At 61.9% G+C, this 25,427-nt stretch carries 26 protein-coding genes, 1 tRNA gene and 2 pseudogenes; 19 read left to right on the top strand and 10 right to left on the bottom strand.

Annotation, left to right across the window (positions count from 1 at the left end):
- Nucleotides 1–37 precede the first annotated feature (37 nt).
- The 7 genes and pseudogenes from M1E02_RS05390 (at nucleotide 38) to M1E02_RS05360 (ending at nucleotide 5,213) form a co-directional block, all read left to right on the top strand.
- On the top strand, nucleotides 38–718 hold the full coding sequence (locus M1E02_RS05390; RefSeq protein ID WP_479377117.1) for a TetR/AcrR family transcriptional regulator: 681 nt from the start codon (nucleotides 38–40) through the stop codon (nucleotides 716–718).
- 68 nt (nucleotides 719–786) lie between these two features.
- On the top strand, nucleotides 787–1,830 hold the full coding sequence (locus M1E02_RS05385) for a DNA-3-methyladenine glycosylase family protein (RefSeq protein WP_479377116.1): 1,044 nt from the start codon (nucleotides 787–789) through the stop codon (nucleotides 1,828–1,830).
- A gap of 183 nt (nucleotides 1,831–2,013) precedes the next feature.
- Nucleotides 2,014–2,852 (top strand): annotated as a pseudogene (locus M1E02_RS05380) (ATP-binding cassette domain-containing protein); the annotation flags it as partial.
- Between the two features lies 1 nt (nucleotide 2,853).
- Nucleotides 2,854–3,027: pseudogene (locus M1E02_RS05375) on the top strand (ABC transporter permease); the annotation flags it as partial.
- Nucleotides 3,028–3,033: 6 nt separating this feature from the next.
- Nucleotides 3,034–3,204, top strand: coding sequence for a hypothetical protein (locus M1E02_RS05370; RefSeq protein WP_479378257.1), 171 nt, complete (start codon nucleotides 3,034–3,036; stop codon nucleotides 3,202–3,204).
- 84 nt (nucleotides 3,205–3,288) lie between these two features.
- Nucleotides 3,289–4,785 (top strand): C2 family cysteine protease, encoded by a 1,497-nt coding sequence (locus tag M1E02_RS05365; RefSeq protein ID WP_479377115.1) that lies wholly within the window; start codon nucleotides 3,289–3,291, stop codon nucleotides 4,783–4,785.
- Between the two features lie 119 nt (nucleotides 4,786–4,904).
- The gene (locus M1E02_RS05360; protein WP_479377114.1) at nucleotides 4,905–5,213 is read left to right on the top strand and encodes a hypothetical protein; all 309 of its coding nucleotides are present in this window, start codon (nucleotides 4,905–4,907) and stop codon (nucleotides 5,211–5,213) included.
- 51 nt (nucleotides 5,214–5,264) lie between these two features.
- On the opposite strand, the gene M1E02_RS05355 is transcribed toward M1E02_RS05360, so the two are convergent.
- On the bottom strand, nucleotides 5,265–6,941 hold the full coding sequence (locus M1E02_RS05355) for an AMP-binding protein (protein WP_479377113.1): 1,677 nt from the start codon (nucleotides 6,939–6,941) through the stop codon (nucleotides 5,265–5,267).
- Nucleotides 6,942–7,043: 102 nt separating this feature from the next.
- On the opposite strand from M1E02_RS05355, the gene M1E02_RS05350 reads away from it, so the two are divergent.
- Nucleotides 7,044–7,322 (top strand): putative quinol monooxygenase, encoded by a 279-nt coding sequence (locus tag M1E02_RS05350; protein WP_479377112.1) that lies wholly within the window; start codon nucleotides 7,044–7,046, stop codon nucleotides 7,320–7,322.
- 40 nt (nucleotides 7,323–7,362) lie between these two features.
- On the opposite strand, the gene trxA is transcribed toward M1E02_RS05350, so the two are convergent.
- Together trxA and M1E02_RS05340 are read right to left on the bottom strand one after the other, a co-directional pair.
- Entirely contained in the window at nucleotides 7,363–7,779 is a 417-nt protein-coding gene (trxA, locus tag M1E02_RS05345) for a thioredoxin (RefSeq protein ID WP_479377111.1), read from the bottom strand.
- Nucleotides 7,780–7,880: 101 nt separating this feature from the next.
- Nucleotides 7,881–8,426 carry an acyl-CoA thioesterase gene (locus tag M1E02_RS05340; RefSeq protein WP_479377110.1) on the bottom strand — a complete coding sequence of 182 codons (546 nt, stop codon included), beginning with the start codon at nucleotides 8,424–8,426 and terminating at the stop codon, nucleotides 7,881–7,883.
- Between the two features lie 83 nt (nucleotides 8,427–8,509).
- On the opposite strand from M1E02_RS05340, the gene M1E02_RS05335 reads away from it, so the two are divergent.
- From M1E02_RS05335 to M1E02_RS05320, 4 genes are all read left to right on the top strand, one after another.
- On the top strand, nucleotides 8,510–9,256 hold the full coding sequence (locus M1E02_RS05335; RefSeq protein WP_479377109.1) for a potassium channel family protein: 747 nt from the start codon (nucleotides 8,510–8,512) through the stop codon (nucleotides 9,254–9,256).
- A 314-nt stretch (nucleotides 9,257–9,570) separates the two neighbouring features.
- A complete protein-coding gene (locus M1E02_RS05330) occupies nucleotides 9,571–10,383 on the top strand; it encodes a LysM peptidoglycan-binding domain-containing protein (protein ID WP_479377108.1) in 813 nt (270 codons plus the stop codon).
- Nucleotides 10,384–10,716: 333 nt separating this feature from the next.
- Nucleotides 10,717–11,196 carry a hypothetical protein gene (locus M1E02_RS05325; protein ID WP_479377107.1) on the top strand — a complete coding sequence of 160 codons (480 nt, stop codon included), beginning with the start codon at nucleotides 10,717–10,719 and terminating at the stop codon, nucleotides 11,194–11,196.
- Nucleotides 11,197–11,421: 225 nt separating this feature from the next.
- Nucleotides 11,422–12,870: a M23 family metallopeptidase gene (locus M1E02_RS05320; protein WP_479377106.1), complete on the top strand. Its 1,449-nt coding sequence runs from the start codon at nucleotides 11,422–11,424 to the stop codon at nucleotides 12,868–12,870.
- Nucleotides 12,871–13,162: 292 nt separating this feature from the next.
- On the opposite strand, the gene M1E02_RS05315 is transcribed toward M1E02_RS05320, so the two are convergent.
- Both M1E02_RS05315 and M1E02_RS05310 read right to left on the bottom strand, forming a co-directional pair.
- Nucleotides 13,163–13,244: transfer RNA gene (locus M1E02_RS05315), tRNA-Tyr, on the bottom strand.
- A gap of 149 nt (nucleotides 13,245–13,393) precedes the next feature.
- Entirely contained in the window at nucleotides 13,394–13,648 is a 255-nt protein-coding gene (locus M1E02_RS05310; protein WP_479377105.1) for a hypothetical protein, read from the bottom strand.
- 207 nt (nucleotides 13,649–13,855) lie between these two features.
- Here M1E02_RS05310 and M1E02_RS05305 point away from each other — a divergent pair, with 207 nt between their 5' ends.
- Both M1E02_RS05305 and M1E02_RS05300 read left to right on the top strand, forming a co-directional pair.
- Nucleotides 13,856–14,347, top strand: a complete 492-nt coding sequence (locus M1E02_RS05305; protein ID WP_458111681.1) for a YajQ family cyclic di-GMP-binding protein — start codon at nucleotides 13,856–13,858, stop codon at nucleotides 14,345–14,347.
- A 167-nt stretch (nucleotides 14,348–14,514) separates the two neighbouring features.
- Nucleotides 14,515–15,468: a glycosyltransferase family 2 protein gene (locus M1E02_RS05300; protein ID WP_479377104.1), complete on the top strand. Its 954-nt coding sequence runs from the start codon at nucleotides 14,515–14,517 to the stop codon at nucleotides 15,466–15,468.
- Nucleotides 15,469–15,493: 25 nt separating this feature from the next.
- Here M1E02_RS05300 and htpX read toward each other — a convergent pair whose 3' ends face one another.
- On the bottom strand, nucleotides 15,494–16,360 hold the full coding sequence (htpX, locus tag M1E02_RS05295; protein WP_479378072.1) for a zinc metalloprotease HtpX: 867 nt from the start codon (nucleotides 16,358–16,360) through the stop codon (nucleotides 15,494–15,496).
- Nucleotides 16,361–16,551: 191 nt separating this feature from the next.
- Here htpX and M1E02_RS05290 point away from each other — a divergent pair, with 191 nt between their 5' ends.
- The 4 genes from M1E02_RS05290 to M1E02_RS05275 all read left to right on the top strand — a co-directional run bounded on the left by M1E02_RS05290 (nucleotide 16,552) and on the right by M1E02_RS05275 (nucleotide 20,155).
- Entirely contained in the window at nucleotides 16,552–17,352 is an 801-nt protein-coding gene (locus tag M1E02_RS05290) for a hypothetical protein (protein WP_479377103.1), read from the top strand.
- 30 nt (nucleotides 17,353–17,382) lie between these two features.
- Nucleotides 17,383–17,871 carry a Fur family transcriptional regulator gene (locus tag M1E02_RS05285; protein ID WP_479377102.1) on the top strand — a complete coding sequence of 163 codons (489 nt, stop codon included), beginning with the start codon at nucleotides 17,383–17,385 and terminating at the stop codon, nucleotides 17,869–17,871.
- A 7-nt stretch (nucleotides 17,872–17,878) separates the two neighbouring features.
- Nucleotides 17,879–19,396, top strand: coding sequence for a catalase (locus M1E02_RS05280; RefSeq protein ID WP_479377101.1), 1,518 nt, complete (start codon nucleotides 17,879–17,881; stop codon nucleotides 19,394–19,396).
- Between the two features lie 123 nt (nucleotides 19,397–19,519).
- Nucleotides 19,520–20,155: a DUF2461 domain-containing protein gene (locus tag M1E02_RS05275; RefSeq protein WP_479377100.1), complete on the top strand. Its 636-nt coding sequence runs from the start codon at nucleotides 19,520–19,522 to the stop codon at nucleotides 20,153–20,155.
- 29 nt (nucleotides 20,156–20,184) lie between these two features.
- Here M1E02_RS05275 and M1E02_RS05270 read toward each other — a convergent pair whose 3' ends face one another.
- Nucleotides 20,185–20,478, bottom strand: coding sequence for a DUF3040 domain-containing protein (locus tag M1E02_RS05270; RefSeq protein ID WP_479377099.1), 294 nt, complete (start codon nucleotides 20,476–20,478; stop codon nucleotides 20,185–20,187).
- A gap of 363 nt (nucleotides 20,479–20,841) precedes the next feature.
- On the opposite strand from M1E02_RS05270, the gene M1E02_RS05265 reads away from it, so the two are divergent.
- Nucleotides 20,842–21,255, top strand: a complete 414-nt coding sequence (locus tag M1E02_RS05265) for a hypothetical protein (RefSeq protein WP_479377098.1) — start codon at nucleotides 20,842–20,844, stop codon at nucleotides 21,253–21,255.
- 7 nt (nucleotides 21,256–21,262) lie between these two features.
- Here M1E02_RS05265 and M1E02_RS05260 read toward each other — a convergent pair whose 3' ends face one another.
- The 3 genes from M1E02_RS05260 to M1E02_RS05250 form a co-directional block, all read right to left on the bottom strand.
- On the bottom strand, nucleotides 21,263–21,868 hold the full coding sequence (locus M1E02_RS05260; protein ID WP_479377097.1) for a TetR/AcrR family transcriptional regulator: 606 nt from the start codon (nucleotides 21,866–21,868) through the stop codon (nucleotides 21,263–21,265).
- 68 nt (nucleotides 21,869–21,936) lie between these two features.
- A complete protein-coding gene (locus M1E02_RS05255) occupies nucleotides 21,937–23,469 on the bottom strand; it encodes an APC family permease (protein WP_479377096.1) in 1,533 nt (510 codons plus the stop codon).
- Nucleotides 23,470–23,573: 104 nt separating this feature from the next.
- On the bottom strand, nucleotides 23,574–25,301 hold the full coding sequence (locus M1E02_RS05250; RefSeq protein ID WP_479377095.1) for a sigma-70 family RNA polymerase sigma factor: 1,728 nt from the start codon (nucleotides 25,299–25,301) through the stop codon (nucleotides 23,574–23,576).
- Nucleotides 25,302–25,427: the final 126 nt, after the last annotated feature.

Here is a 25,427-nt window from a genome sequence, read left to right as displayed (position 1 = left end):
GAACAAAGCGTTCCGTTCAAGTGGTATTCTGGAATTTATGAGAATTTCATCGGAGCCCTCCCCACCCCTGGCCCAGACCACGCCAGGGCTTAGCGGCCGGCGGGCAGAAGCCGCCCGGAACGATCACACCATCCTGGCCGCCGCCCGGAGCGTCTTCCTTCACGACCCGCAGGCTCCTGTTTCCGCGGTAGCAAAAAAGGCCGGCGTCGGTATTTCAGCGCTCTACCGGCGGTATCCGGGCAAGGAACAGCTCCTCCAGAAGATGTGTGCTGACGGCCTTCACACGTTCATCTCTATCGCGGAGCGGCACTCGGACGGACGGCCGGACCCTTATACGGCGCTGAAAGAGTTTGTTCGAGGCATCGTTGATGCAGACGTGCACGCCCTGACGGTCAACCTCGCAGGAACCTTCACCCCCACCCCTGAGCTTGGCGAACTTTCGACGCGGGCGGCACTGATGGCGCAGACGATTTTTGACAAGGCTGCCGAGGCTGGGGCCTTGCGTGCCGGGGTAGATTCCAATGACATTCCCATGATTTTTGAACAGCTCACGGCAATCCGCTTTCAGGACGAGGCGCGGACTGCTGCCCTTCGCCAGCGGTACCTGGACATCCTGATGGACGGGCTTCGGGCGAATCCTGAGGCCGGCAGTCTTTCCGCCCCTCCTCCCACCGGCGCGGAACTCGGGGAACGTTGGATCCCGCGGCAGGCGGGCTGAGCGGCCCACGTTCTGCCTTCAGCCGACCCGTCCGCAATCCTGTCGGCAGGGCGTGGGAGCATAGTCATGTGACCCCCGCTCCTCCATACACAGGCTTGGCGCACGTGTCCACGTTTGCCGACGCGCCGGCCTTTCTCGCGGGGACCGCCGCTGCCGCCGGGACAGTGTCCGCCGACGCCTCGGCCCAGTGGTCACCGGATGGGGACTACGACCTCCTCCAAACACTCGGCATCCTTCTCCGCGGGAACTCAGACCCTGCCGCCAGCATCCGGCGTGATGGATATTGGATGGCCTTTACGACGCCGGACGGTCCGGCCACGCTGCGCCTCTCACCCCGGACTTCCGGTCCAGGCACCGTGATCGAGGCTGCCGCCTGGGGTCCCGGCTGCACTGCAGCCGTGGAAGGAGTCCCGGCTCTGCTCGGGGCCGGAGATGACTGGTCCGGTTTTGATGAACCGGCCTTCCATGCCACGCTTCCTCCGCTGGTGGTTGAAGCCCGACGCCGGAACAAAGCCGTGCGTTTGCCTTCCACCCGTCGGATCATCGATTCCCTGGTGCCTACTATTTTGGAGCAGAAGGTCACTGTCATCGAGGCCCGCCGCGGCTACCGCTACCTCATGTACCGGCACGGCACCCCTGCCCCCGGTGCCGGCACCTTTGCCCCCGCCGGACTCCTGGTGGCACCCACCGCTGAGGCATGGTTGCGCATTCCATCCTGGGAGTGGCACAAGGCGGGAGTGGGACCCCAACGATCCGCCACCGTCATGCGGGCGCTGCGCTCCGCCGTCGCGCTTGAACGCCTTGCCGGTTTGCCGGCTGTGGAGGCAGCCCAGAAGATGCAGACCATCCCTGGAATCGGGGTGTGGACCGCCGCTGAGGTAGTGCAGCGCACGCACGGGTGCCCGGATTCCATCGCGGTGGGCGATTACCACCTCGCGGCCTACGTCGGCGCGGCTCTGACAGGCCGGAGAATGGACGACGCCGGCATGCTGGACCTGCTCGCACCGTGGAAGGGCCACCGCCAGCGTGTAGTCAGGATGATCGGGCTGAGCGGCTTCCGCAAACCCACGTTCGGACCCCGGATGACCATTCAGGACCACCGAAACCATTGAGCTGCCCCTCATGATTGTGCTTCCAGAGGTCAGCGGACGGAAGCTGTCCTGATGCCCGTGGACGGCCTCGCGGGATAGGTACAGCGTGACTCCAGAGAGTCCCGGAAGCCCGGAACCAGAGCACCGGCAGCAGAGCACCAGCACTCATCCTCTGAAGTCAGCCATGATCCACACGGACACAAAATCAGCAAGAATTTCGTCTTCAAGAAGGAAACCGTAGAGGAGGTCAAGGGCGTCAACATCGATGTTTCCCCGGGCGAGCTGCTCGCCTTCCTGGGCCCGAATGGTGCGGGCAAGTCCACCACTCTGCGGATGCTCACCACCCTTTTGAGACCCACCTCCGGCACGGCGATCGTGGCGGGCGAGAACGTCGTCTCGGATCCCGCCGGAGTGCGGGCACGGATCGGGTACATCGGGCAGGGCAACGGCGGCGGGCACAGCTTCCGGGTGATCGACGAACTGATTATGCAGGGCCGCTTTTACGGGATGAACACCGTGACGCCAAGACACGGACGGAGGAACTGCTGGCGTCCCTGGATCTCACTGATCTCGCCAAGCGCACCGTGATCAAGTTGTCCGGCGGCCAGCGGCGAAGGATGGATGTGGCGCTGGGGCTGATGCACTCGCCGCGGCTGCTGTTCCTGGATGAGCCGTCCACCGGCATGGATCCGCAGAACCGGGCTAACCTCTGGGAGCACATTACGAGGATGCGGGCCGAGTACGGCACCACCATCGTGCTCACCACCCACTACATGGACGAGGCCGACATGATGTCCGAGCGCGTCATCGTCATAGTCCACGGACAGATTATTGCCGACGACACCGCTGCCCGCTTGAAGGCGAATCTCGCCGGGGATCTGCTGGCGGTTGAGGTTGCGGCAGGTTCGGCCCCGGATGTCAGGGGGCTGTTGGGCCGTGCCGCCGCGGGCGGCGAGCTGCAGGAAAACGCGTCCGACGGCGTCGTCCGCTTCCGCCTGCGGCTCCCGGAAGGCGCCCGGCTGGCGCCGGCGCTGCTGAAGGAACGTGCTTTTCGGGCTGGTCATCCTGGGGATCTTTGGAATCGGACTTGGTGCCCTGTCCTACGCTCAGGCCCTCGTATCCCAGAGCAAGGAATGGATCTTCTGGGCTGTGCAGCAGACACTGTTGTTCCCGCTCATGATCCTTTCCGGCATCATGCTCCCTATCGAGGCTGGGCCTGACTGGATGAAAACAGCCAGCCTGTTCAACCCGCTGACCTACCTCGTCAATGCCGAGCGCGAACTGTTCCCCGGCAATATGGGAGCCGACACCCTCGTCGGCCTTTTCGCCGCCTCGGTGACGGCCGCCGTCGGGCTCGTTATTGGTGTGAAGGCTATCAACCGGAACATCCGCTGATTCCCCGGGGGAAGTTCTGCCCATCCCGTACCCGGCCCCCGTGGCATAGACTTCCGGAAGCTGGAACTGGATATTGGGGGAACATTGGCAGGGATTTACGGGGCGGACGTGGCCCAGCTCCGCGCGCTGAGCAAGCAGTTGAACGCTTCATCGGCCCGCCTTCTGTCCGCCCGGACTGCGCTGTCACGGGACGTGAACAACTCCACGTCCTGGAAGGGATCCGACGCCGAGCGGTTCCGCGGTGAATGGAACGCCACGCACAGCGCTCTGCTGACGAAGGTCATCCAGGCTCTCGTAGGCGCCGGAAACACCGCAGCCATGCACGCGGACGAGCAGGAGAAGGCAAGCAGCGTCGATGGAGGCGGTGCCTCCGGACAAGTCCGCACCTCCGGCGGTGCGGCCACCGCAGCAGGAGGCGTGGCGGGCAAGCTGCCGGACCGCGAAGATTCTTCCGTTGCACGCCATCCGGACCGGGGTCAGCCAGACCTCACCACCGACGAACTGGAGAAGCTCAGAGGCCTCGTCAGGGACGCCGGAACCACCAATGACACCTTTGAGGGCAACGACAAGGACGTCAATGAGCTCCGCGATGCCCTTGCCGACCTGAAGCCTGCCCAGCTGGACCAATTGCTGAAGACGTTATCGGACGACGAGCTGAAAAAGCTGGCCGAAGGTTCCGCCTCCGACGGCAAAGGACTCTTCAACTGGGAGGGAACAACACCGTTCGAGAAACACCAACTCCTCGACCAGTTGCTGTCCAAGGCCTCCCCGGAACAGGTGGACCGGCTCAAAGGCCTGATTCCCTGGGCGCAGCCGAATGGCGAAGCGATGGGCGACTCCGCCAAACCTGGCGGTGCCGACCCGAGCAGCACCAATCAGTGGATGGAACCAAGGCACCCGGTCATCGGGCGGCAGCCGAGCACGGACGACATCCGGCAGGGCCAATACGGGGACTGCGTGGTCCTGGCAGCTGCCGGCGCCATGGTCAACGCGGATTCTGGCTGGGCCCGAGACCATGTCACGGATAACGGCAACGGAACGGTTTCCGTGCTGTTGTTCGACAAGAGCGGTCAGGAGCAATGGATTACAGTGACGACGGACCTACCCGTAAACGACCAAGGCGGTCAGTTGGGTGCGCGCGCGGGACTCGGCGGAAACTGGCCGGCGTACGTCGAGAAGGCACTGGCCCAGGTCTACACGGAAGACGACAGCATGGACCCTACAAACGAAGGGGCCCCTCCTGACGTTACCCACCCGCCAGGCAACTACCGGGCCATTGAAGGAAACCGGGGCCCGGATGCTTTCCAATACCTCGCGGGGCCGGACGTGGACTTGACGCATGACGCTGGTGTCCTTTGGGATGCCGCCAAGGACGGGCGTCCCGCACTGGTGACCACTCTCGGCGACAAGCCGGAAGGGGCACCTGACGGATACAATGCCGGTCACGCCTATTTTGTTGCCGGCTTGGACGCAGATGGAAATTTGCTGTTGCAAAACCCTTGGGGTTCCCATCATCCGGTCCTGAAGGTGACACCGCAGGAGTTTGCAGAAAACTATTCAAACGCGACGGTAATGAAGTGACGCCAAATGGGCACAGGTTTTTCGAGTGCGCAGCCCTTGCAACCCTGATGCTAGGCGCAGCCGGATGCGGTGCCGGGACGTCCACAGAACCGCAGGTCGCTACTTCACAGGAGACAACCATGACCGCCAGTTGCACTAAATCCGGCGCCTACCGGATTGTCTTTTCAGTCCACGGATCGACGCCCCTGCTCCCTCTATCGCCCCAGGGCGAGGAGTTCACGCCCCGGGTGGGACTGGCGAGCACCAAGGCCAAAGCGCCCACACCCACCGCCGACTTGTCGCTGACAGCAGATGCTCCTGATCCTGCTCCGGTCTACTTCAATGGCCTGCAGATCGGCTCCCAGGCTTCCCACAACGGCTACACCATCAAAATCACCTCCATCTGCGACAAGGAAGTCCTCTTCGACCTCGTCACACACCCGGAATGAGCGCCACCCGGGTGATCGGGTGCCCTGGCGCGGATCGCCGGCTAGAACCAGTCAGAGCCCCAGCCTGGCAACTGCTTCCTGCCGCATCTCCACTTTCCGGACCTTGCCTGAGACGTTCATCGGGAAGCTCTCACGGACATCCACGTAGCGGGGAATTTTGTAGTGGGCCAGGCGTCCCCGGCAGAAGTCAGCCACGGCGTCGGCGTCCAAGGGTTCCGTTCCTGGCTCCTGGATGATGCAGGCCATCAGTTCCTCACCGTACCTCGCATCCGGGACCCCTATCACCTGGACGTCCTGGATCGCCGGGTGCGCGAAGAGGAACTCCTCGATCTCCCGCGGGTAAATGTTCTCGCCGCCGCGGATCACCATGTCCTTGATCCGTCCCTCGATCACCACGTAGCCGTCATCGTCCATCCAGGCGAGATCGCCCGTGTGCATCCAGCCGTCCGCATCGATGGCCTCGGACGTCTTTTCCGGCTGGTTCCAGTAGCCCTGCATCACCGCGTAGCCCCGGGTGCACAGTTCCCCGATCTGGCCGCGCTCCAGCACCTCACCGGTACCTGAGTCGACGATTTGGCTTTCAAGCTGCGGCATGGTCCTGCCCACCGTTTGGGTGCGGTGTTCCAACGTGTCTCCCCGCCGGCTCATTGTGGAGACGGGAGACGTCTCGGTCATCCCGTAGCAAATGGCCACGTCCTTCATGTTCATGTCTGCAATGACCCGGTTCATCACGTCGACGGGACAGGTGGATCCTGCCATTACGCCGGTGCGCAGCGTTGAGAGATCGTAGGACGCAAAATCCGGCAGGGCGAGTTCGGCGATGAACATGGTGGGCACGCCGTACAGGGAGGTTCCGCCGAAGTCCTGGACCGCTTCGAGGGCAGCCGCCGGGTTGAATCCGCGGCTCGGAATGATGGTGGCAGCTCCGTGGCTGAGGGCATTGAGGTTGCCGATCACCATGCCGAAGCAGTGATAGAACGGCACCGGAATCACCACACGGTCATGTTCCGTATAGCCCAGCAGCTCGCCGATCGCGTAGCCGTTGTTCAGGATGTTGTGGTGCGTCAGCGTCGCGCCTTTGGGAAACCCGGTGGTTCCTGACGTGTACTGGAGGTTGATGGGATCGTGCGGGTCGAGTTCAGCCATCCGGGCCTTCAGACCGGAATGCCCGACGTCGTCCGCCCGCTTGAGCAGCTCGGCGTAAGTCAGCTCGGTGTCGTGTTCCGGGACTCCGGCGTCGAGCCCCTCCGCCCCGGACTCAGGCAGGAAGACCAGTTGCTGAAGGTCGGGGCAGGCGGCCAGGGCCTCGCGGGCCATTCCCACGTATTGGCTGTTGCGGTCCGAGGGCGCAGCCACCAGCATTCGCATGGAGTTTTGATTCACCACAAATTCGAGTTCATAGCTGCGGTACGCCGGATTGACGTTGACCAGGATGGCTCCTGCCTTGGCCGTGGCGTATTGCAGGATGGTCCATTCGGCACAATTGGGACTCCAGATCCCAACCCTGTCCCCCTTGTCGATTCCCACGGCCAGCAACGCCCTCGCAAGCCGGTCGACGTCGTCGTTGAATTTCGTGTAACTCCACCGGCGGGCGTCTTCGCCGGCAACGGGTGCCGCTTCAATCAGCGCATCGTGGAAAGGAAAATCGGCCACCATCCGCTCAAGGTTCTGACCGATGGTCTCCTCGAGCAACGGGACGTCAGTGTCCCCGGCTGTGTAAGCGCGCATGGTGGCACGCTACAGCGTCCCCGGCTTCATGAGAAGGGCAACTACTAGGGAGTCCTACTAAACGATTCTTTCGACGTTCCGGTGCCCGGTATTGTGAAGCGCATGACTGAACCCATTGACTTGAAGACCACGTTCATCCCCAACGACGGGGAGTTCTTTCGTGTGAAGCTCGCCCTGGAAATTGCCATTGACGAGGTGGTCAACGAACCAGGCTGTATCGGCTATGAACTGACGGAGGCCTCGGAGGACAGGCTGGTGATGACCGAGCGCTGGGCGTCGGAAGATGCCCTGGAAAAGCATTCAAAGGGCGTTGCGGTCCAGGATCTCAACGAGCGGCTGAGCGCGTTGCTGGCCGAGCCAGTCAAGTGGGAACGGCTCTAAGGGCCGCCCAGCCTGTGCGGGAAAACCAGGCCTCCGGAAACTAGGCCTCGGGAATCTGGGAGCCATCCTGGGGTCCTGCGGAAGCGGCGGAAGCCTCTGCCCGTGAGCGCGCTACGTGGGCGTGGACTTCTTCCATATCCAGGGCTTTGACAGCATCGACAACCTGTTCAAGCTGTTGTTCGTTCAGGGCGCCGGGCTGGGAAAAGACGAGCACCTTTTCGCGGAACGCCATCAGAGTGGGGATGGACGTAATGCCTGCCTCAGCAGCCAGCTGCTGTTCAGCTTCGGTGTCCACCTTGGCAAAAACGACGTCCTGGTGCTTCTCGGAGACAGCAGAATATCTGGGCGCGAACTGACGGCAAGGGCCGCACCATTCGGCCCAAAAGTCCACCAGTACAATGTCGTTGTCCTCGATGGTAGATGCGAACTGTTCACCTGTTATGTCTACGGTAGCCATTCCTCCACGGTACGCGAGCCCGCTCCCGTTGTCCCGTCGGTTCGCTGACGGCTCAGCCAGGGATGGACATGCGCAACGCCGGCACTCACTTGGCAAGGAACTTACACCCAGGCGTGTGGGGCAGGGCGCCGCGCGCCGGGCAAAGCGTTGGTCTCACGCCACTCGTGGATCCACTCCGGGAGCTCAAGCCCGGCTGGCGGCTCTCCGAACTCCTTCAGGATTTCCTCCTGGCTGACCGGGCCTCCTCTACTGACGAGCCGGGTGGCGATATAGGCCCTGGCATAAATCTCGCCGTCCGCCACCATGCGCTGCTCGAAGTAAATGGCCTTTGCATCCAGTCCGATGATCCTGGACTCGATGGTGTAACGCTGCCAAAGCTGGAGCGACTTGCGGAAGGCAATGGTTTCCCCCGCCGCCACCGGCGACCAACCGCGCTTGCGCATCTTTTTCCAGGTACCGCTCCGCGCCATCAGGTCAAAGCGGCCAAGATCCATCAGGGAAAAATACATGCCGTTGTTGACGTGCAGGGCGATGTCTATGTCGGTGGGAAGAACCCGCAGAGGCAACGATGACGTCTCCCAAACGCTCAGGCGCGATCGCCGGGACGAAGAGAACAAGACGAGCAGCGTACGAAGCAATAGGTGCATAATCTAAATGTTACCGGTCGGTAACTTATTGGCCAAGCGCTGCTTTTCAAGGCATTGGGGAGCTGCCGCCCTATGATGCCACTATGACCCAGGAACGCTACCGCAACCTCGCCGAATGGCCCCTTATGGGGACGGCGCTGATTTTCCTCACGGCCTATGCCTGGCAGGTGATCGGCGCCATCGAAGGCCGCGACGCCGATGTCCTTGAGGTTGTCATGTGGATCACCTGGGCGATATTCGCCCTCGACTACGTCACTAACCTTTGGCTTGCCGAAGACCGCCTCCGCTGGTTTGTCCGCAATCTTCATGAGCTGCTCATCGTGGCCCTTCCGTTTTTCCGCCCACTGCGACTGCTCCGATTGGTCACCTTGCTTTCCGTGCTCCACAGGACAATCGGTGAGACTCTGCGGGGCCGCGTGGTCACGTACGTGGCGGGATCGGCCGCGCTCCTTGTGTTTGTGGGAGCCCTTGCGGTACTCGACGTGGAGCAATCAGCTCCTGAAGCGAAGATCGTCACATTTGGCGATGCCCTGTGGTGGGCCATCACCACCATCACCACGGTTGGTTATGGGGACATGTACCCTGTTACGGCCATCGGACGGATTGTCGCCGCAGCGTTGATGATGAGCGGTATTGCTGTGCTCGGCGTGGTCACAGCTTCCATCGCTTCCTGGCTGGTCCAGCGCATCGAAGAGGGAACTGAAGCAGCAGCAGAGGCCGCAGCAGAAGCAGCGGACGCCCCCGTGCTTGACGAAGTGAACGACCTGCTGCAAGAAGTTGCGGCATTACGCCGCGAAATTGAGGCGCTGCGGAGTGAAAAGAGCATTTAGCGCCAGTGGATATTGCGTGCTTTTGATTTCATGCCCCAATGCCCGAAGCCGTTTTGCCCGTACCACGCTTAAGTACGCAGCCTCGGCCTAAGTAATTGGCCGGAAAATTCGAGTATTCGCTACTCGTGCGCCCTGTATCACCCGATTCATAGACTCGGTATTCCTAGGGCCGATAAATAACAGCATTTATCGGATTTGTCTCATCGATAGCTCCTTGTACTGCTTCGCGCCTTACCTCGTCTGGCGTACTTACAAGGAACTACCGCCCTAGGGATTTCCGACCGGCAATCCCTCAGTTTGATGGGGGTGAACCAGTGGAAAATGAACATGACGAACGCTTCGCCGACGTCAAGGCAGCCAGCCAAGCCGCCCCGCGCTTTGGAGCGGGCAACAAGCTCAAAGCCGGAGGGATTGCGGGCTCCATTCTCGCCGTCGTTCTCACTGCTTCGCTGTTCACCTTCGACGGCGACTCCAGCGCTACTGCCCAGATGGAGCCCGCTCAGGCTGCCGACGTCGGGGTCGTCCGGAATGCTGACCAGGAAGGCTCTGCCCCAGCGGCGGGAAGCGCCCGACCGGCGGATTCCCTTGCGGCCGAGCTCCCTGTGGAGGCGCCGGTTGCGGCACCTGCACCCGCTGAACCGATTGCTGTGGAACCTGCGCCGGAGCCGCCCGCTCCCCCACCGGTACCGGAGCCCGTCGCCGCGCCGCAGCCCGTCCCGGCTCCAGAGCCTGCGCCTGCGGCTCCCGTTGCTGCCTCGGCACCGCCAGTTGCCGCACCGGCACCCCCACCGGCGCCCGCAGTGCGGACCATCCATGTTGCAGGGGCCGGTGGCCAGGCCCTCGTAGACAGCTGCATCGGGCCGATTCACTACACACCCAACGATGGCTACTCGCTCTTCATCACGGAACACGATTACTGTGGCGGCTGGGCACGTTTTTCAGGGATAGGACTCGGTGAAACCGTAAGCCTGGGCGGGTATGGAACCTATACGGTGACAGCACGCGGCCAGGTTCCCAATCCCGGCACTACCAATGACGTCATCGCAGTGTTCGGAGGATTCCCGCGGGCCATCCTGCAGACCTGCATTCCCGGCACAAACCAGATGCTGTTGATCGCTCTGAATTAGCGCAGTGCCACACAACTGTCCGGTTGCGCACCCACCCTCCAGTGATTGCAGCCGGCAACCGAAAGGCCTTCGGATCCTGCTGGTTCCGGAGGCCTTTCCAATGAACCCATCCGTTGTGCCGGCTGTGGCTTAGCCGTCAAGGTGCCCGTCGGTTCTTCGGTTCCCGGCTATCGCGTCTTGCGGACACCAGCTGACGTAGCGATCTGACGAGGAGCCTTCATAGGCACGATTAGAGTTAGCATCATGATCTTCAGACGGCCCCGCGTTTCGCGTTCCAGTAAGGTTTCGGGCCGGTGGGCTAGTAAGAATGCCAGGAACCTGTTCACTTACGAGATGCTTTTGCAGCGCGAGCTGGAACAGGATGCCATGCTTTGGCAGACCCCGACCATCGCCCTCACAGCCCAGGCCTTTCTTTTGACCATCGCCCTGAACCCTACGTCGAGTGCTTTCGCCACTTACCTTTCTGCCGCCCTTGGCCTTGTAGTGGCGCTGCTGTCAATGCAGCTCATGGCGAAGCATCGGTTCCTCAATTTGTTAGACAGGGCTCATCTGCATGCGTTGGAGAAGCGGCTGGAGATTGATCACCTCAGTAACCGAGAGTACTTCTACAGCAACGGCAAATACAGGATTCCTGATTGGCTGGTAGGTCATGGAGCGCCCCCTGCCGAGCATGGCCTCGCCAAGTTCCGAAGCTATCGGGTTTGGATCGCTGGGATGATCGTCTTCGCCCTGGTCAACCTGTCGATTATTGCGGTTCAAATATGGGCTCCAGGGTTCTTGGATGTTCCGGCACTTCCTCCACTGATGCCGTAGGCGTCGTCCTCGAATCGAAGTATTTCCCTTGGGGCAATAACCTGCCAAGCAACGCCGATTTATTTGCGCTTGGACTCGACAAATCTCTAAACCTAGCGCACCTGGAGCCTTCCGAAGTGTCATGCGGAAATAAATCCATTCCATAGCGAAATTAAGGTTTTGGCCACCTAGCCTCTCTTTGGGGGGCGTTCAAGTCCTCCGTTGGATACTTGAGAAGGACAGAACTTGATAAAGAAAATATTGGGGGGGACGCTGGGTGCGCTCATACTGACCGCCAGCGTTGGACTCGCAGTCGTATCGCCCGCCCAGGCAGCACCAAGCCTCTATCTTCCCTTCCCCGCCGGCGTGGGGACCAGCGTGACTCAAAGCCCCCACGGCACTTTGGGCGAGGTTGGCTACTGGGCAGTTGACTTCGGTCTGGCACGCAACTCGCCTGTGATCGCTTCCGCGGGCGGCGTCGTCCGCCGCTCGGCTAATCTCGGGTATCCGTATGAAGAGAACGGACTTCACGTCCTGATCGATCACGGCAATAACTTCTGTACCCAATACAACCACCTCGCTACCTCGGCTGTATCAGTGGGGCAGTCAGTGTCCCGGGCCCAGCACATCGGAACCGTTGGCAGCACCGGTCTAACCAGCGCTGGTTGGAACCATCCCAGTTCCGGGGAACACCTCCACTGGGACACCGTCTACTGCGACTCGTACAAATCTGTCGGCAAGATCGGTTCGGTTGAGTATCCTGGTGGCTTCAGCACCGGCATGTGGGTTACCAGCCAAAACACCAACACCGTCGCCACACAGCTATCCGACACCATCGCGGTCCAAGCCAACACGGGCGAACTGTGGAAAGCTACTTCCTCCGGCGGCACACCTATGGGCTTCGGCATGATGAAAGGCACCAGCCCGGCAGTAGCAAAACTTTCCAACGGGCAACAGGTCTACGCCTTCCAAGCCAACACAGGGTCCCTCTGGACAATCGGACCTGACGGAGTCAAAGACCACCAATTCGGAATGATGGCCGGAACAAGCCCCAGCATCGCCGCCATCCCCAGCGGAGGATACAGGGTCGCTGCTCAGGCCAACACCGGATCGCTGTGGACCATTGGCCCCGAAGGCATGATCAACAGGGAATTGGGCATGATGCGCGGGACATCCCCATCAATCGCAACACTGGCGAATGGGAATGTTGCGGTGGCCATGCAAGCTAACACCGGATCGCTGTGGACCATCGCCGACGATGGTAAGAAGGACTGGCGCATCGGCATGATGGCAGGAACAAGTCCCGCGATAACAACCGTCGGGAACAACTACCAGGCCGCAGTCCAAGCCAACACCGGCAGCCTGATCACTGTAGGCCACTTCGGGTCCAAGGACTGGGGTCTAGGCATGATGAAAGGCTCCAGCCCCAGCATCACAACCCTGACCAACGGCGGATGGGTTGCCGCCGTGCAGGCCAACACCGGATCACTGATGACAGTGGGGTCAGCCGGGGGGATGGACCACAGGCAAGGCATGATGGCGGGCACAAGCCCAGCCGTCTCGGCTCAAGCGAACGGGGGTTACCAGGTAGCTTTCCACGCAAACACCGGAAGCCTCATGAGCACAGGATCGTTGGGTGGCAAGGACTACCAAGTAGGCATGATGGCAGGGACAAGTCCGTCATTCGGACGCTAAAGGCAGGTTTGTCCCGGGGGACTCGACCCCCCTTTTGAGTCCGCTGACGACCACGAACAGGGTCACCAGCGAGCGTCAAAGGAATGCCCCCACCCTGGAAGAGGGTGGGGGCATTCCCGGTCGAAATTAGACCAGAACCGGCAGGTCCAGGAACCTGCGCGTACGTCGAGAAGGACATCGTGTCCAAGACCACGGGCTGTGCTCACAACCGTGATCACCGAGCAATAAAAAAGACCCGCCCGGACCTCCGAAGAGATCCGAACGGGTCTAAATTCCCTAGAATTCGGGAGGGTGGCAGATGAGGGATTCGAACCCCCGTAGGCGTTGCCAGCTGATTTACAGTCAGCCCCCTTTGGCCGCTCGGGTAATCTGCCGAACTTCAAAAGAAGATCACTCGCGTTCTCCATGCCAGAGGGGCTGTTTCCAGTCCGTTCTGCTTCCGGTGACCGCGGGCAAGACAACTTTACAGAACTTCCGCCTAAGAATCGAATCGGCGCCGGGACGGGCTAAAAAGCCCGGAAAATCAGGCTTCTCCGAGTATCCGGCCCGCCAGCTTTGCTTCGAATCGTGCGGCCTGCTCTTCAGTGATCTGGTTCAGCTGGACTGCCCGCAACAAATCCGTATGCACTCCGTCCATCCGGGCTGAGGCCGCGGCGGTGGGGCTGAGAATGATCGAAGCCGCCAAGGCTGCAGCGGCCACGGAGCCGGCGGCCGATGCGATGGTTCCTGCGGCTGAGGAGGTAGAACGGAGGACGTAGCGGACGGCCTTGTGCGGCATGGTCTTTCCTTTCGGGGTGACACTTCCAACAGCTACAACTCTGGCCGGGCACGCTTGGTTCCTCCCGGGGGTCAGCTATGAGTGAACTGTGAAACGGTGCTTCCGGCGAACCTTCCGCCGACTTCACTTCCGGCCCATCCGTACTAGGCTGGATTCCAGACATCCCGGCCGTTATTGAGGCACCGGACCAACAGCAGGAGGAGAGTCATGGCAGGCGAATCCACATTCGACGTCGTTAGCAAAGTAGACAAGCAGGAGGTTGCAAACGCCCTGCACCAGGCCCAGAAAGAACTGGCCCAGCGTTACGACTTCAAAGGTGTAGGCGCCGAAGTCGATTTCAGCGGCGAGAAGCTCCTTATGAAGGCAAACTCAGAAGAGCGTGTGCTCGCGGTTTTGGACGTGTTGCAGTCAAAGCTCATCCGCCGCGGGATTTCCCTGAAGTCCCTGGACACCGGCGAGCCCTACGCTTCAGGCAAGGAGTTCCGCCTGGAAGCGACCATCAAGGAGGGCATCGCCCAGGACCTCGCCAAGAAAATCAACAAGCTGATCCGCGACGAGGCTCCGAAGTCGGTCAAATCACAGATCCAGGGCGACGAGCTCCGCGTGACCTCCAAGTCCCGCGACGACCTGCAGGAGACCATGGCACTGCTGAAGGACTTCGACGAGGCCGACCTCCAGTTTGTGAATTTCCGCAGCTAATACACTGCTCCGGTCTGCCGGTTCTTTAGCTGCAATTCCAAACCGACTCCGGGGGTAAGCCCGCCAGCTTTCCCGGAATTCTGAAGCCTGAATTCCGAATTCTGAATTCTAACTTTTGACATCAGGTTATCGGCTGACATTGTGGTGCATTGAGATAGGCTGTGCCGATGGCAGTGACTCCCAATTCCGGCTGGCTGGACGATGCGACGGTGTGGCCGCTGGTTACCGCGGTAATCCCCACCATGGACCGGCCGCAGTTGCTGATCCGCGCCGTCCAATCGGTAATCGATCAGGACTACCCGGGCGACATCGAGTGCCTGGTGGTCTTTGACGGCACCGAGCCCGTAATGCCAGAAGTCCGGCTGCGGGACGGCCGGACGGTGCAGGTGCTTGTGAACAATCGGACTTCGGGACTTGCAGGCAACCGCAATACCGGCTACCTCGCCGCCACGGGCGAGCTGGTGGGCTCCTGCGACGACGATGACGAGTGGCTGCCCGGCAAGCTGCGCGCCCAGGTCGACCTGCTTCGCAAGCATCCCGAAGCCAGCGCGGCGGCTTCGGGTTTCCTCTACCATTACCGGGGCAAGGACATCCCACGGCAGGCCGAACTGCCGGCTCTGACGTTCTCCGACATGATTCACGACCGGCACCTTGAGGCCAACGCCTCTACCTACCTGATTCCGCGCGCCGAGCTGCTAAGCACTATCGGCCTGGTCGACGAGCAGTTGCCGGGCAGCTACGCCGAGGACTATGAACTGCTGCTGCGAGCCGCCCGGCTGGGCCCCATCGTGTGCGTGGAGGAGCCCCAGTCGCGGGTCTACCTGCACGACTCGTCGTTCTTCGCCAGCCGCTGGCAGACCATCAACGACGCCCTGCACTACCTGCTCGACCGGGTTCCGGAGTTCCGGCAGGATCCGGTCGGTTTGGCGCGGATCGAGGGTCAGATCGCCTTCTCCCATGCGGCGTTGGGCAATCGCGCCTCAGCGGTGAAGTGGGCGCTGCGCGCGTTGCGCAAATCGCGCCGCGCGAGGCAGGGCTATGCCGCTTTGGTGGTGGCCAGCGGCCTGGCCAGCCCCGACCGGGTGCTGGCCGCGGCCCGCCGGTTCGGCCGCGGCATCTGAGAACGAGCGGACCGGTCAGGATCCGTCACCTGAGCGGCCGACCCGCCATCTGCTCCAGCCTGGCAATCCGCTCCCGCATGGGAGGGTGCGTGGCGAACATCTTGTTCATAACGCCGCCTCGGAACGGATTGGCGATCATGAGGTGGGATGCATTGACCAGCCGCTGGTCCGGCGGCAGCGGGGTGAGCTGAACGCCCTGCTCAATCTTTCGCAGGGCAGAGGCAAGCGCCAGCGGATCCCCGGTCAGCGCTGAACCGTCCTCGTCGGCGTCGTACTCCCTGGTGCGGGAGATGGCCAGCTGGATCATAGAAGCTGCGAACGGCGCCAGCAAAGCCATGGCCAGCATGGCGATGGGGTTGGAGTTTCGCCGGTCTCCGCCCATGAACACGAGCATCTGCCCCACCGAGGTAATCACGCCCGCGACGGCGGCTGCTACCGAGGACGTGAGGATGTCCCGGTTGTAGACATGCATCAGCTCGTGCCCCAGGACGCCGCGCAGCTCCCGGGCATTGAGGATCTGCAGGATTCCCTCTGTGCAGCACACCGCCGCATTCCGCGGATTCCGCCCTGTGGCGAAGGCGTTGGGAGCCATGGTTGGTGAAAGGTAGATGCGGGGCATGGGCTGCTTGGCCTGCACCGAAAGCTCCCGGACAATCTGATACAGCTGGGGCGCCTGGGCCTCGGAAACAGGGTACGCCTGCATGGACGTGAGCGCGATTTTGTCGCTGTTCCAGTAGCCATAGGCCGTGGTGCCGACACCGATTAAGGCCATGATCCAGATAGGTGTGGTGCTGCGCATGCTGGCGGCAATCAAGGCACCAAGTCCGAGCAGCACAGCCCACAGCACCCCGAAAAGGGCCGCGGTCTTCAATCCGTTGTAATGTTTGTGCACTTCGCCTCCCGCTGACAACCGTCCTGACTGCAACTGCGCGACGATCCGTGCCACCGCGATGCACAGCACGCCAGCCAACAGCAGAACCCAACCTTCACTCAAAAGTTTAGTGCCGCCACGGGCCCGCAACTCCCGGGGCGGAGACTCGGCTTGATTCGCGCTTGATATGGTCAGCTGGGAAAGGAGCGCACATGGGATTGGCCAGACGGCTGTTGTGGGGATCGGCGGTCTGGGAAGTAGCCCGCCCTCGAACGCCACTGACCGCAGGTCACTTGCTGGTCAGGCTCAGTAATCCCGCCACTGCCCTTGACGAGCGCTCGGCCTCAGACTGGCTCCGCTGCCACAGAGCCGCTCTTGCTGCACTCGCGCAGGTCCTGGGTGTGACCCACTCCACCCTGATGTTTGCCTATCAATGGCATGCTCTGGGGGCAGCTGTGGGCGAGCCGGTCGCTGAGTCCTCCACCCCTACGTTCCATCTCTTCGGACGCTGGGACGCGGAACCGGTCACCCCTGGTTCTGTGCTGGCACTCCCCGCTCATCGCCGGACGCCTTTGGGCGAAGCCGAACTCCTGGAAATTGATCTCGCTCTCCGTGACGCCCTCCGGGCTGCGGCGGCGTTCGACGCAGAAATGATGCTTGCTGAGGATGATCTGGATGGTGGCCCGCCGGCCGGTGACAACGGCACCATACCCCCCGACGTCGTTACCCTCATGCCTGCCTACCTGATCGACGGCGGGCACCGCGTGTTGACCGTCCAGCGCGCCCTGGCCTCCATCTCAGACGTACGCCCCGCGGAAATCCTGGCCCTCGCGAAGGTTTTGGAAGGACTAGCCGCGGATCCCACTGTCAGTGGCCTTAGCTGCATTGCCCCCGATCCCGCAGTTACCGGCGGCCGTCTGGAGGTACATGTGCTGGGTCGCTCGGCCAACGAGTCGAGGAATCCGCTGGTTGCATTGCTCGATTCGTCTGAACTTAGCCAAGCCTTATTGTGATTCAGTCATAATAAGTGTTTCAATGGTGCCATGAGGGATTCCGGTGGCGACCACGAAGCATGGGCAAAGGCTCTGCGTGCCCACGGGCGCCGGGTGACCAAACAGCGCCTCGCCGTGCTGTCCGCCGTCGAACGCCACCCCCACTCCCCCGCCGAAAACATCCTTGCAGCCGCGCGGAATGATCTTCCCGAGCTGACGGCCCAGTCCGTCTACGTGGTTTTGGGGGATCTCACCGATCTCAACATGCTGCGCCGGTTTGAACCTCCCCATTCACCCGCGCTGTACGAAACGCGGGTGGCTGACAACCACCACCATGCGATCTGCATCAGCTGCGGACGGGTGGAAGACGTCGATTGCGCGGTTGGCCACGCTCCATGCCTCACCCCCCACTGGGGCGAGGACAGCGGACGGCGCATGACCATCCAGATCGCTGACGTTTTGTACCAGGGCATTTGCCAGGACTGCCAGCGCACCCAACAGCTTCCTTCCGAACTCGATAAGTACCCATCCAAGAAATAGGAGAACGATGACCGCGAACAGTGTTGCGCCAATCCCCGTATCCACCACCCAATCAGGGGCCCCTGTCACTTCAGATGCCCATTCCCGCTCCGTCGGTGCTGACGGCGCAATCATCCTCACCGATCACTACCTGATCGAAAAGCTCGCGCAGTTCAACCGCGAGCGCGTGCCGGAGCGTGTAGTGCATGCCAAGGGTGGCGGCGCTTTCGGTACGTTCACCACCACCGAGGACGTCTCGGCCTACACCAAGGCTGCTTTCCTGCAGCCGGGCGTTGAGACCGAGATGCTCATCCGCTTCTCCTCGGTTGCGGGCGAGAATGGCTCCCCTGACACCTGGCGCGACCCCCGCGGCTTCGCCGTCAAGTTCTACACCTCCGAGGGTAACTACGACCTCGTCGGTAACAACACCCCCGTCTTCTTCATCCGCGACGGCATCAAGTTCCCGGACTTCATCCACTCCCAGAAGCGCCTCCCGGGTACCCACCTGCGTGACGCAGACATGCAGTGGGACTTCTGGACCCTCTCCCCGGAATCGGCACACCAGGTCACCTGGCTCATGGGCGACCGCGGCCTCCCGGCATCCTGGCGTGAAATGCAGGGCTACGGCTCGCACACCTATCAGTGGATCAACGCTGAAGGCGAGCGCTTCTGGGTCAAGTACCACTTCAAGTCCAACCAGGGCGTCAAGAGCATGGGCGGGGACCAGGCCGAGCAACTGGCCGGTTCAGACGCCGACTTCTACATCCGCGACCTGCAGGAAAACATTGCTGCCGGCAACTTCCCGTCATGGGACCTGCACGTGCAGGTTATGCCGTACGAGGACGCCAAGACCTACCGCTTCAACCCGTTCGACCTCACCAAGGTGTGGCCGCACGCTGACTACCCGCTGATCAAGGTGGGCACCATGGAGTTGAACCGGAACCCGGAGAACTACTTCGCGCAGATCGAGCAGGCCACGTTTGCGCCGTCGAACTTCGTTCCCGGCATTGCCGCTTCCCCGGACAAGATGCTGCAGGCCCGCATCTTCTCCTACGCGGACGCACACCGCTACCGCGTGGGCACCAACCACGCCCAGATCCCGGTGAACCAGCCGAAGAACCAGGTCAACAACTACAGCCAGGACGGCGCGGGACGTTACCACTTCAACGCCCCTTCCGTTCCCGTTTACGCACCGAACTCGGTAGGCGGCCCGGCTGCGGTTGAGCCGCAGAGCCCGGCCGGTGGCTGGGAGAACGACGGCGAGCTGACCCTTGCCGCGCACTCCCTGCACGCTGAGGACAGCGATTTCGTCCAGGCTGGAGCGTTGTACCGCGAGGTTTACGACGACGGCGCCAAGGCCCGCCTGCTCGAGACCATCACCGGTGCTGTGGGCGGCGTCAAGAGCCCGGGCATCAAGGAACGCGCCATCCAGTACTGGACCAACGTTGACGCCGAGCTTGGTGCGAAACTCCGCGCCAACCTTGGTGCAGGCGTTGCCGCTGGAGCTGGCAATTCCGAGGCAGAAGCTGCCAACAAGATCGGCTGATGTTCTGATCCAAGCATTGCTGAACGCCCCGTCGCGGATTTCTCCGCGGCGGGGCGTTTCTGTTTTCCACATAGCCTCCGGAGAGTATGGCCCGCTCCATCGATGACTGCCTACCATCCGTACATGGACTCTTTTGAAGGAATTCCCCCGACGGCGTTCGGCTTCTACGCGGAACTGGAAGAAGACAACAACCGCGACTGGTGGCTGCAGAACAAGGCCAGGTATGAGAAGGACGTCAAAAAACCATTGACGGCGTTGCTCGCCGCGCTGGAGCCACGCTTCGGTCCCGCCAAGATCTTCAGGCCCAACCGGGACATCCGGTTCTCGCAGGACAAGTCGCCGTACAAAACGGCCCAAGGAGCGTTCGCGTCCTATCAGGAGGGTGTGGGGTACTACCTTCAAGTGGCGGCTGATGGCCTTCTTGTTGGCGGCGGCTACCACTCCCACTCCCCTGCCCAACTCGCACGCTACCGGAACGCCGTGGACGCCTCGGCAACGGGTGAGTCGCTGCAGCACATCGTGGAAGCCCTCGGCACCTCCGGGTTCGCCGTTGATGGTGAAAAGCTAAAGACCGTACCCCGCGGCTTCGGTTCCGCCCATCCCCGCGCCGACCTGCTCAAACACAAGACGCTTACTGCAGGAGTTGACCTGGGGCAGCCTGGCTGGCTGGCTACTCCTGCGGCCTCGGATGAAATCGCCGGGCTTTGGGAACAGCTGCGCCCCCTTGTCGAGTGGGTGGGCCGCCACGCCGCACCATGATGCGCGCAGCTTGACGCAATAGCCCACCATCACGGGGGCGGCCCTCCCGCCCTGGTTCGTTTGGGGAGTCCATAGAGGAACCAGTAGGCGCCTGCAACCGTCAGCATGAAGCCAAGGGTCCCGATGATCGTGATCTCCGTGACGATACCTGCGATGATCACTGCGATTCCGGCCAATATGGTCAGGACTCCGTAGACGCGCTGTGAGGCGGTTCTGCTGCTTGGGACTCCCGATTGCAGTTTCCGGTACAGGTCAGGATCGGATGCGGCGAGTTCCTGTTCGAGCTTTTCTAGGCGGGCGCGTTCCTCATCCGACAGGGCCATGGGGGTCTTCCTGCCTATGGAAAAGCAGCCGGGATGGAGCGTCCGGAATGTCCCGAACCTGCCGCAATGCGACGCCACCTTCTCTCTGCACCGTGGTTCACGGCTGCTGACGCAAGTCAGGACCGGCGGCGGGCTGGTAAGACCTCAGGCGCACACGGGTTCACCTGCAGACCCTCGCCGTCGCCGGCCTAGAGTCAATTTTACTCACCCTGATCCGCTCTTGGGGCCCTCCATACCCTCTCCAAAGGCTGGAATTACCTGAAGACTACGAGGGATGGAAGTACTCACGGTCGCAAGCGATGGCCCGGCTACTAATGGCATCATGAGATTGTGATGAGCAAGCTGAGATTAAGAGTCAAAACCATGTACGAAATCGACACTGTGATGTCGCTCGTACCGGAGGTCGATGGAAGTTCACTTGTCACGCTTGTCAACGAATACGAATCTTCACGCGGTTACAGCCCAGCTGGTGCATATGGCGGAATTGTCCTCGCTTTTTTCAGATACGGTGACCTTTCGCGCTACTACCTCGGAACAGAAGCCAGTCAATGGCCAGAGCCCGGCAAGGCCTGGTTGCTGGGATGCGATTGCGGAGAAGTCGGCTGCTGGCCCCTGGCCGCTGAAATCACCGTCACCGACGCCACCGTCACATGGTCGGGCTTCCAGCAACCCCACCGGCCGGGCTGGAACTACTCAGCCTTCGGGCCGTTCCAATTCCACCGCGAACTCTACGATCAGGCCGTGAAGTACGGTGTCGCTGGGCTCGATCACGTTTGAGCCCAGGTCATCTGTGGTGACCTTCGGTGGCCAGTCGAAAGTCAACGTTGCTGAAAAAAACTGAGAGCATCAGCTCAAACGCTTTGGTCGCTTCTTTGGGCTGGTTCATGACCACAAAGTCGAACTGCAAGCCATAGAAGGTCGATGTGAACAGCCGTGCATCAGTATCGGCGAATTCTTCCCTGATGCCCTGGCTCATCAGCCAGTCCCGGGTCTTGTGGTGCAGCATCCGAAAGTTCTCCTGCGACGTACCACGAGGTGCTGCGGCCACGATGTCCTGTGCAGTGGCCTCGAACTCCAGCCGCGCCAGATGGCGGTTCCGCTGTGCCATGGTCCACCCCCACGATTGCAGCAGGAACGCGCGCCACGCCTCGCGATCGATGTGGCGCACGTCGGCGCTCCGCATCGGGTCCAGCCTGGACTCGATGGAACTGATGATTTCGGCGATCAGCTGCTCTCTGTTGCCGAAGTGGTAGACCAGCACGTAACTGGAGATACCGAGCCCCTCGGCGAGGCTGCGAAAGGTCAGCGCCGCCAGTGTCTTGTCCATCAGATAGTCCAGGATGGCAGACAGGAGCTCCGCTTTGCGCTCGGGTTTTGCAGGGCGGGCCATGGCTCCATCTTAGGAGCCATGGCCCGGCAGGGTTGACGTCGCGAACGGGCCCTAAACCCGGGTGCGGCCTAGACGCGGGTCAGGGCGTCGTCGTCGTCCGTTGTCTTGTTAACCGCAGACCTGGCTTCGCTGAAGCGCTCGTTCAGACGTGAGTGCCGCTGTCCGTAGGAGAAGTAGATCGCAATGCCCACTACCAGCCAGATCGCGAAGAAGATCCAGGTCTCTACGGCCAGGTTTGTCATGAGGTAGAGGCACAGAAGGGCAGACACCACCGGAAGCACCTTGCCGAAAGGAACGCGGAACGCCGGCTTCAGGTCAGGGCGTTTCTTCCGGAGTACCAGGATGCCCAGGCTGACCATAACGAAGGCTGAGAGGGTTCCGATGTTGATCATCTCCTCCAGAAGATCCACATTCGTCAGGCCCGCCACAACGGCTACGGCTGCCCCGCAAATGATCTGGAGACGGGCCGGAGTGGAGCGCTTTGCGCTGGTCTTGGACAGGGATCGCGGCAGGAGTCCGTCCCGGCTCATGGCAAGAACCACACGCGACAGACCCATGAGGAGCACCATAATGACAGTGGTCAGGCCAACGAGTGAGCCGAACGCGATCACCTTGGCCGCGCCGGTATCCCCTACCGCTTCAAAAGCCGTGGTAAGGGTAGGGTTCTTGACCTCGGCCAGTTCGGTGTAAGACACCATTCCGGTCAGCGCGAGCGAGACCAGGATGTACAGCAGGGTCACCACTGCCAGGCCACCGAAGATGCCGCGAGGAAGGGTCTTCTGCGGGTTCTTGACCTCTTCAGCGGAGGTAGCAACGACGTCGAAGCCGATGAAAGCGAAGAAGACCAGGGCTGCGCCCGCAAAGATGCCGAGAGTTCCATATTGCGCGGGGGCAGCACCCGTCAGGAAGCCGAAGAAGGACTGCTTGAGGACATCGGTGGCGCCTGCCGCGGCGGTGGGCTCAGACGCCGGGACAAACGGGCTGTAGTTCTCGAACTTGACGTAGGTGAACCCCACAACGAGAACGAACAGAACGACGGCGATCTTGATCAGCGTGAACACGTTCCCGACGCGGGCTGACAGCTTGGTCCCCAGCACCAGCAGCACGGTAAAGATGGCCACAATCAGGAAGGCGCCCCAGTAGAGGTCGATCCCTCCGAGCGAGATGGCCGGCGGAATATCGAGGCCGGTCAGCGCGAATACTTTGCTGAGGTAGATTCCCCAGTACTTTGCGATCACTGCGGCGGCGGTGAACAGCTCCAGGATCAGGTTCCAGCCGATGATCCAGGCCAGCAGCTCGCCCATGGTGGCGTAGGTGAAGACGTAGGCGGAGCCTGCCACCGGAATGGCCGTGGCGAACTCGGCGTAGCACATGATAGCCAGCGCACAGGTGACGGCAGCGATCGCGAAGGAAACCGTGACGGCAGGGCCTGCGAAGTTTGCCGCAGCCTTTGCCCCTACCGAGAAGATTCCGGCGCCGACAGCAACGGCGACGCCCATGATCATCAGGTCCCACGTACTCAGGGTCCGCTTGAGTGTGCGGCCCGGCTCTTCGGCGTCGGTTATCGACTGCTCAACTGACTTGGTCCGGAAAAGGTTCATGAGGAAGTCCACAATCTTGATTTCGTGCTGGAAACAGACTTGTCAAGAGTAGTGTCCATCCAGTGGACGGCAATATTTGTCCCGGAATGTGAGACGGCTTCGAGTTAGAACGCGAATTGCGCAGGTATCACCCGGGTACCACCAATGTCGAGGGTGAAGCTGCGGGGCGTGGCCGCCGGATTGGTACCGCCAATGACGAGCGGCGGTAGTACTCCGGCGGTGGCTGCCGGCAGCGTGCAGTTGATCTGGCGGCCCCCGACCGAGCACTGCCATCCTCCGGAACCAGCGGTTGTGGGCCGGGTCTGGGAGCCGTGATACTTCAAAACAACAGTCACGTCTGTGGGATGGGATCCGCCGGTTACAGCGGCGAGCGAAATAGCCAGTACGTCACTAAACTGTTCGCCTCCACTCCGGCTGACATTGGCCGAGGCGCTGAACAACGTGGCTTCCGCGGGGGCCGGCGGCGGGGCAGGGGCAGTCGGCGGAGTCGTGGGTGCAGGAGGAGGCGAAGGGGCCGGACCCTCGGTTGGCGGCGGTGCAGGCTGCGGTGCGGTTTGCACGGCTCCTGAATCAGCAGACGTGTCCTGCTGAGGGACCTCCCCCGCTGTCAGTTGTTCACCGCCTGGCACTGCTCCCACTGGGCCCGGCCCATCAGCGGATACTAGGTCCGCTGCGCCCTGATCCGCTGCCCGATCCCCGGCCGACCCGTGAGGCAGCCGGTCCTCGGTTCCGGGCGAGCCGGGAACGCCTGCCTTCGGCGCCTCTTCCGGCGAAGAGCCTCCGTCGGGGGCAACTCCCCCGCCAGGAAGCAGCGCGTCCGCCGGCCTGCTGTCCCCCGGCAATTGGGCTGCCGGCATCTGCTGTCCGGCGCCGCCGGCATTAAGCCCGCCAAACTGCACGGCCACTGCGATTGCGACGGCAGCAGCAGCAACAGAGGCCGCGCCTGAGCTGACCAGGGCATGGGAACGCGCCCAGCCCCAGGTGCGTGCGGCGCCCTCCTGCAGTCCCAGGACTGCCCCGCTGAAAAGTCCGCCGGCGGCAATCCCCGCCGTTGGGAAGGCCAGCCCGGCAGCCAGCGGGAAGATGATTCCACGCATGCCCGCCCCTACGTCCTGGACCTGCAGGAGCAGGCCGAGGCATTTGGAGCACTCATCCAGGTGGTCGCGGACCTTTGCTTCGTTCCGGGGACTGAGCCCCCGGCGGGCATAGCCGCCCAGCTTGTCGGTGACCGCTGCGCAGCCGGGATCCTCGGCTGTTGCCGTGATGTGGTGCTGGAGGTAGGACTGCCGCAGGCCTTCGCGTGCACGGACGGCGAGCGCAGAGACACCGTTGGCGGACAATCCCAGCAACGGCGCTACGGCCGCTGGCGACATGCCGTCGATTTCGGTGTACCAGAGCACTGCCTGCCAACGTTCGGGCAGCGAGCGGAACGAGTCGGCAACAGTCTTCGACTCAAATGATGCAAGCACGGGGTCCGTGTAGCCCGTGGGGTTCTCATAGGCAGTCAGATCATCGCTCAGCGTCTGGCGGCCGTCTCCAACGTTCTTCCTGGCTGCCAGCCGGGCAATCGAGGAAAACAGGTAGGCACGAAAGAAGGCGTCGGGTCCGGATCCGGTCTGCAACGCCGCGAGGACGTTTGCGAACCCCTCGGCGGCCAGGTCTTCGGCGTCGGATCCGTTGCGTGCATAACGGTGGGCAAGCCCGACGGCGGCCCGGTGGTGCCGTCCGAAGAGTTGGCCGTAGGCGTCCCCTTCTCCTGCCCGCACCTTGGCGATGAGTTCCGCATCGCTGGGTTGGGCCGGTTCTGCGCCGGGGGTGGCTTCGCTGAGCATTATTCTTCCTGACAGGCCGTCGTATCCCCTGCCGGACCGGGCAGGGCTCCCAGTTTACGGCCGGCGAATCAGGTTCCCGGGTTGTCTTGGGAAAATCTTCAAAAGTCGCGTCATGACTCCTGTGCA

The organism is Arthrobacter sp. Z5-13 (assembly GCF_056499105.1).
The sequence above is the reverse complement of the archived record's forward strand: the minus strand, read 5'-3'. Positions and strand labels throughout refer to the sequence as shown.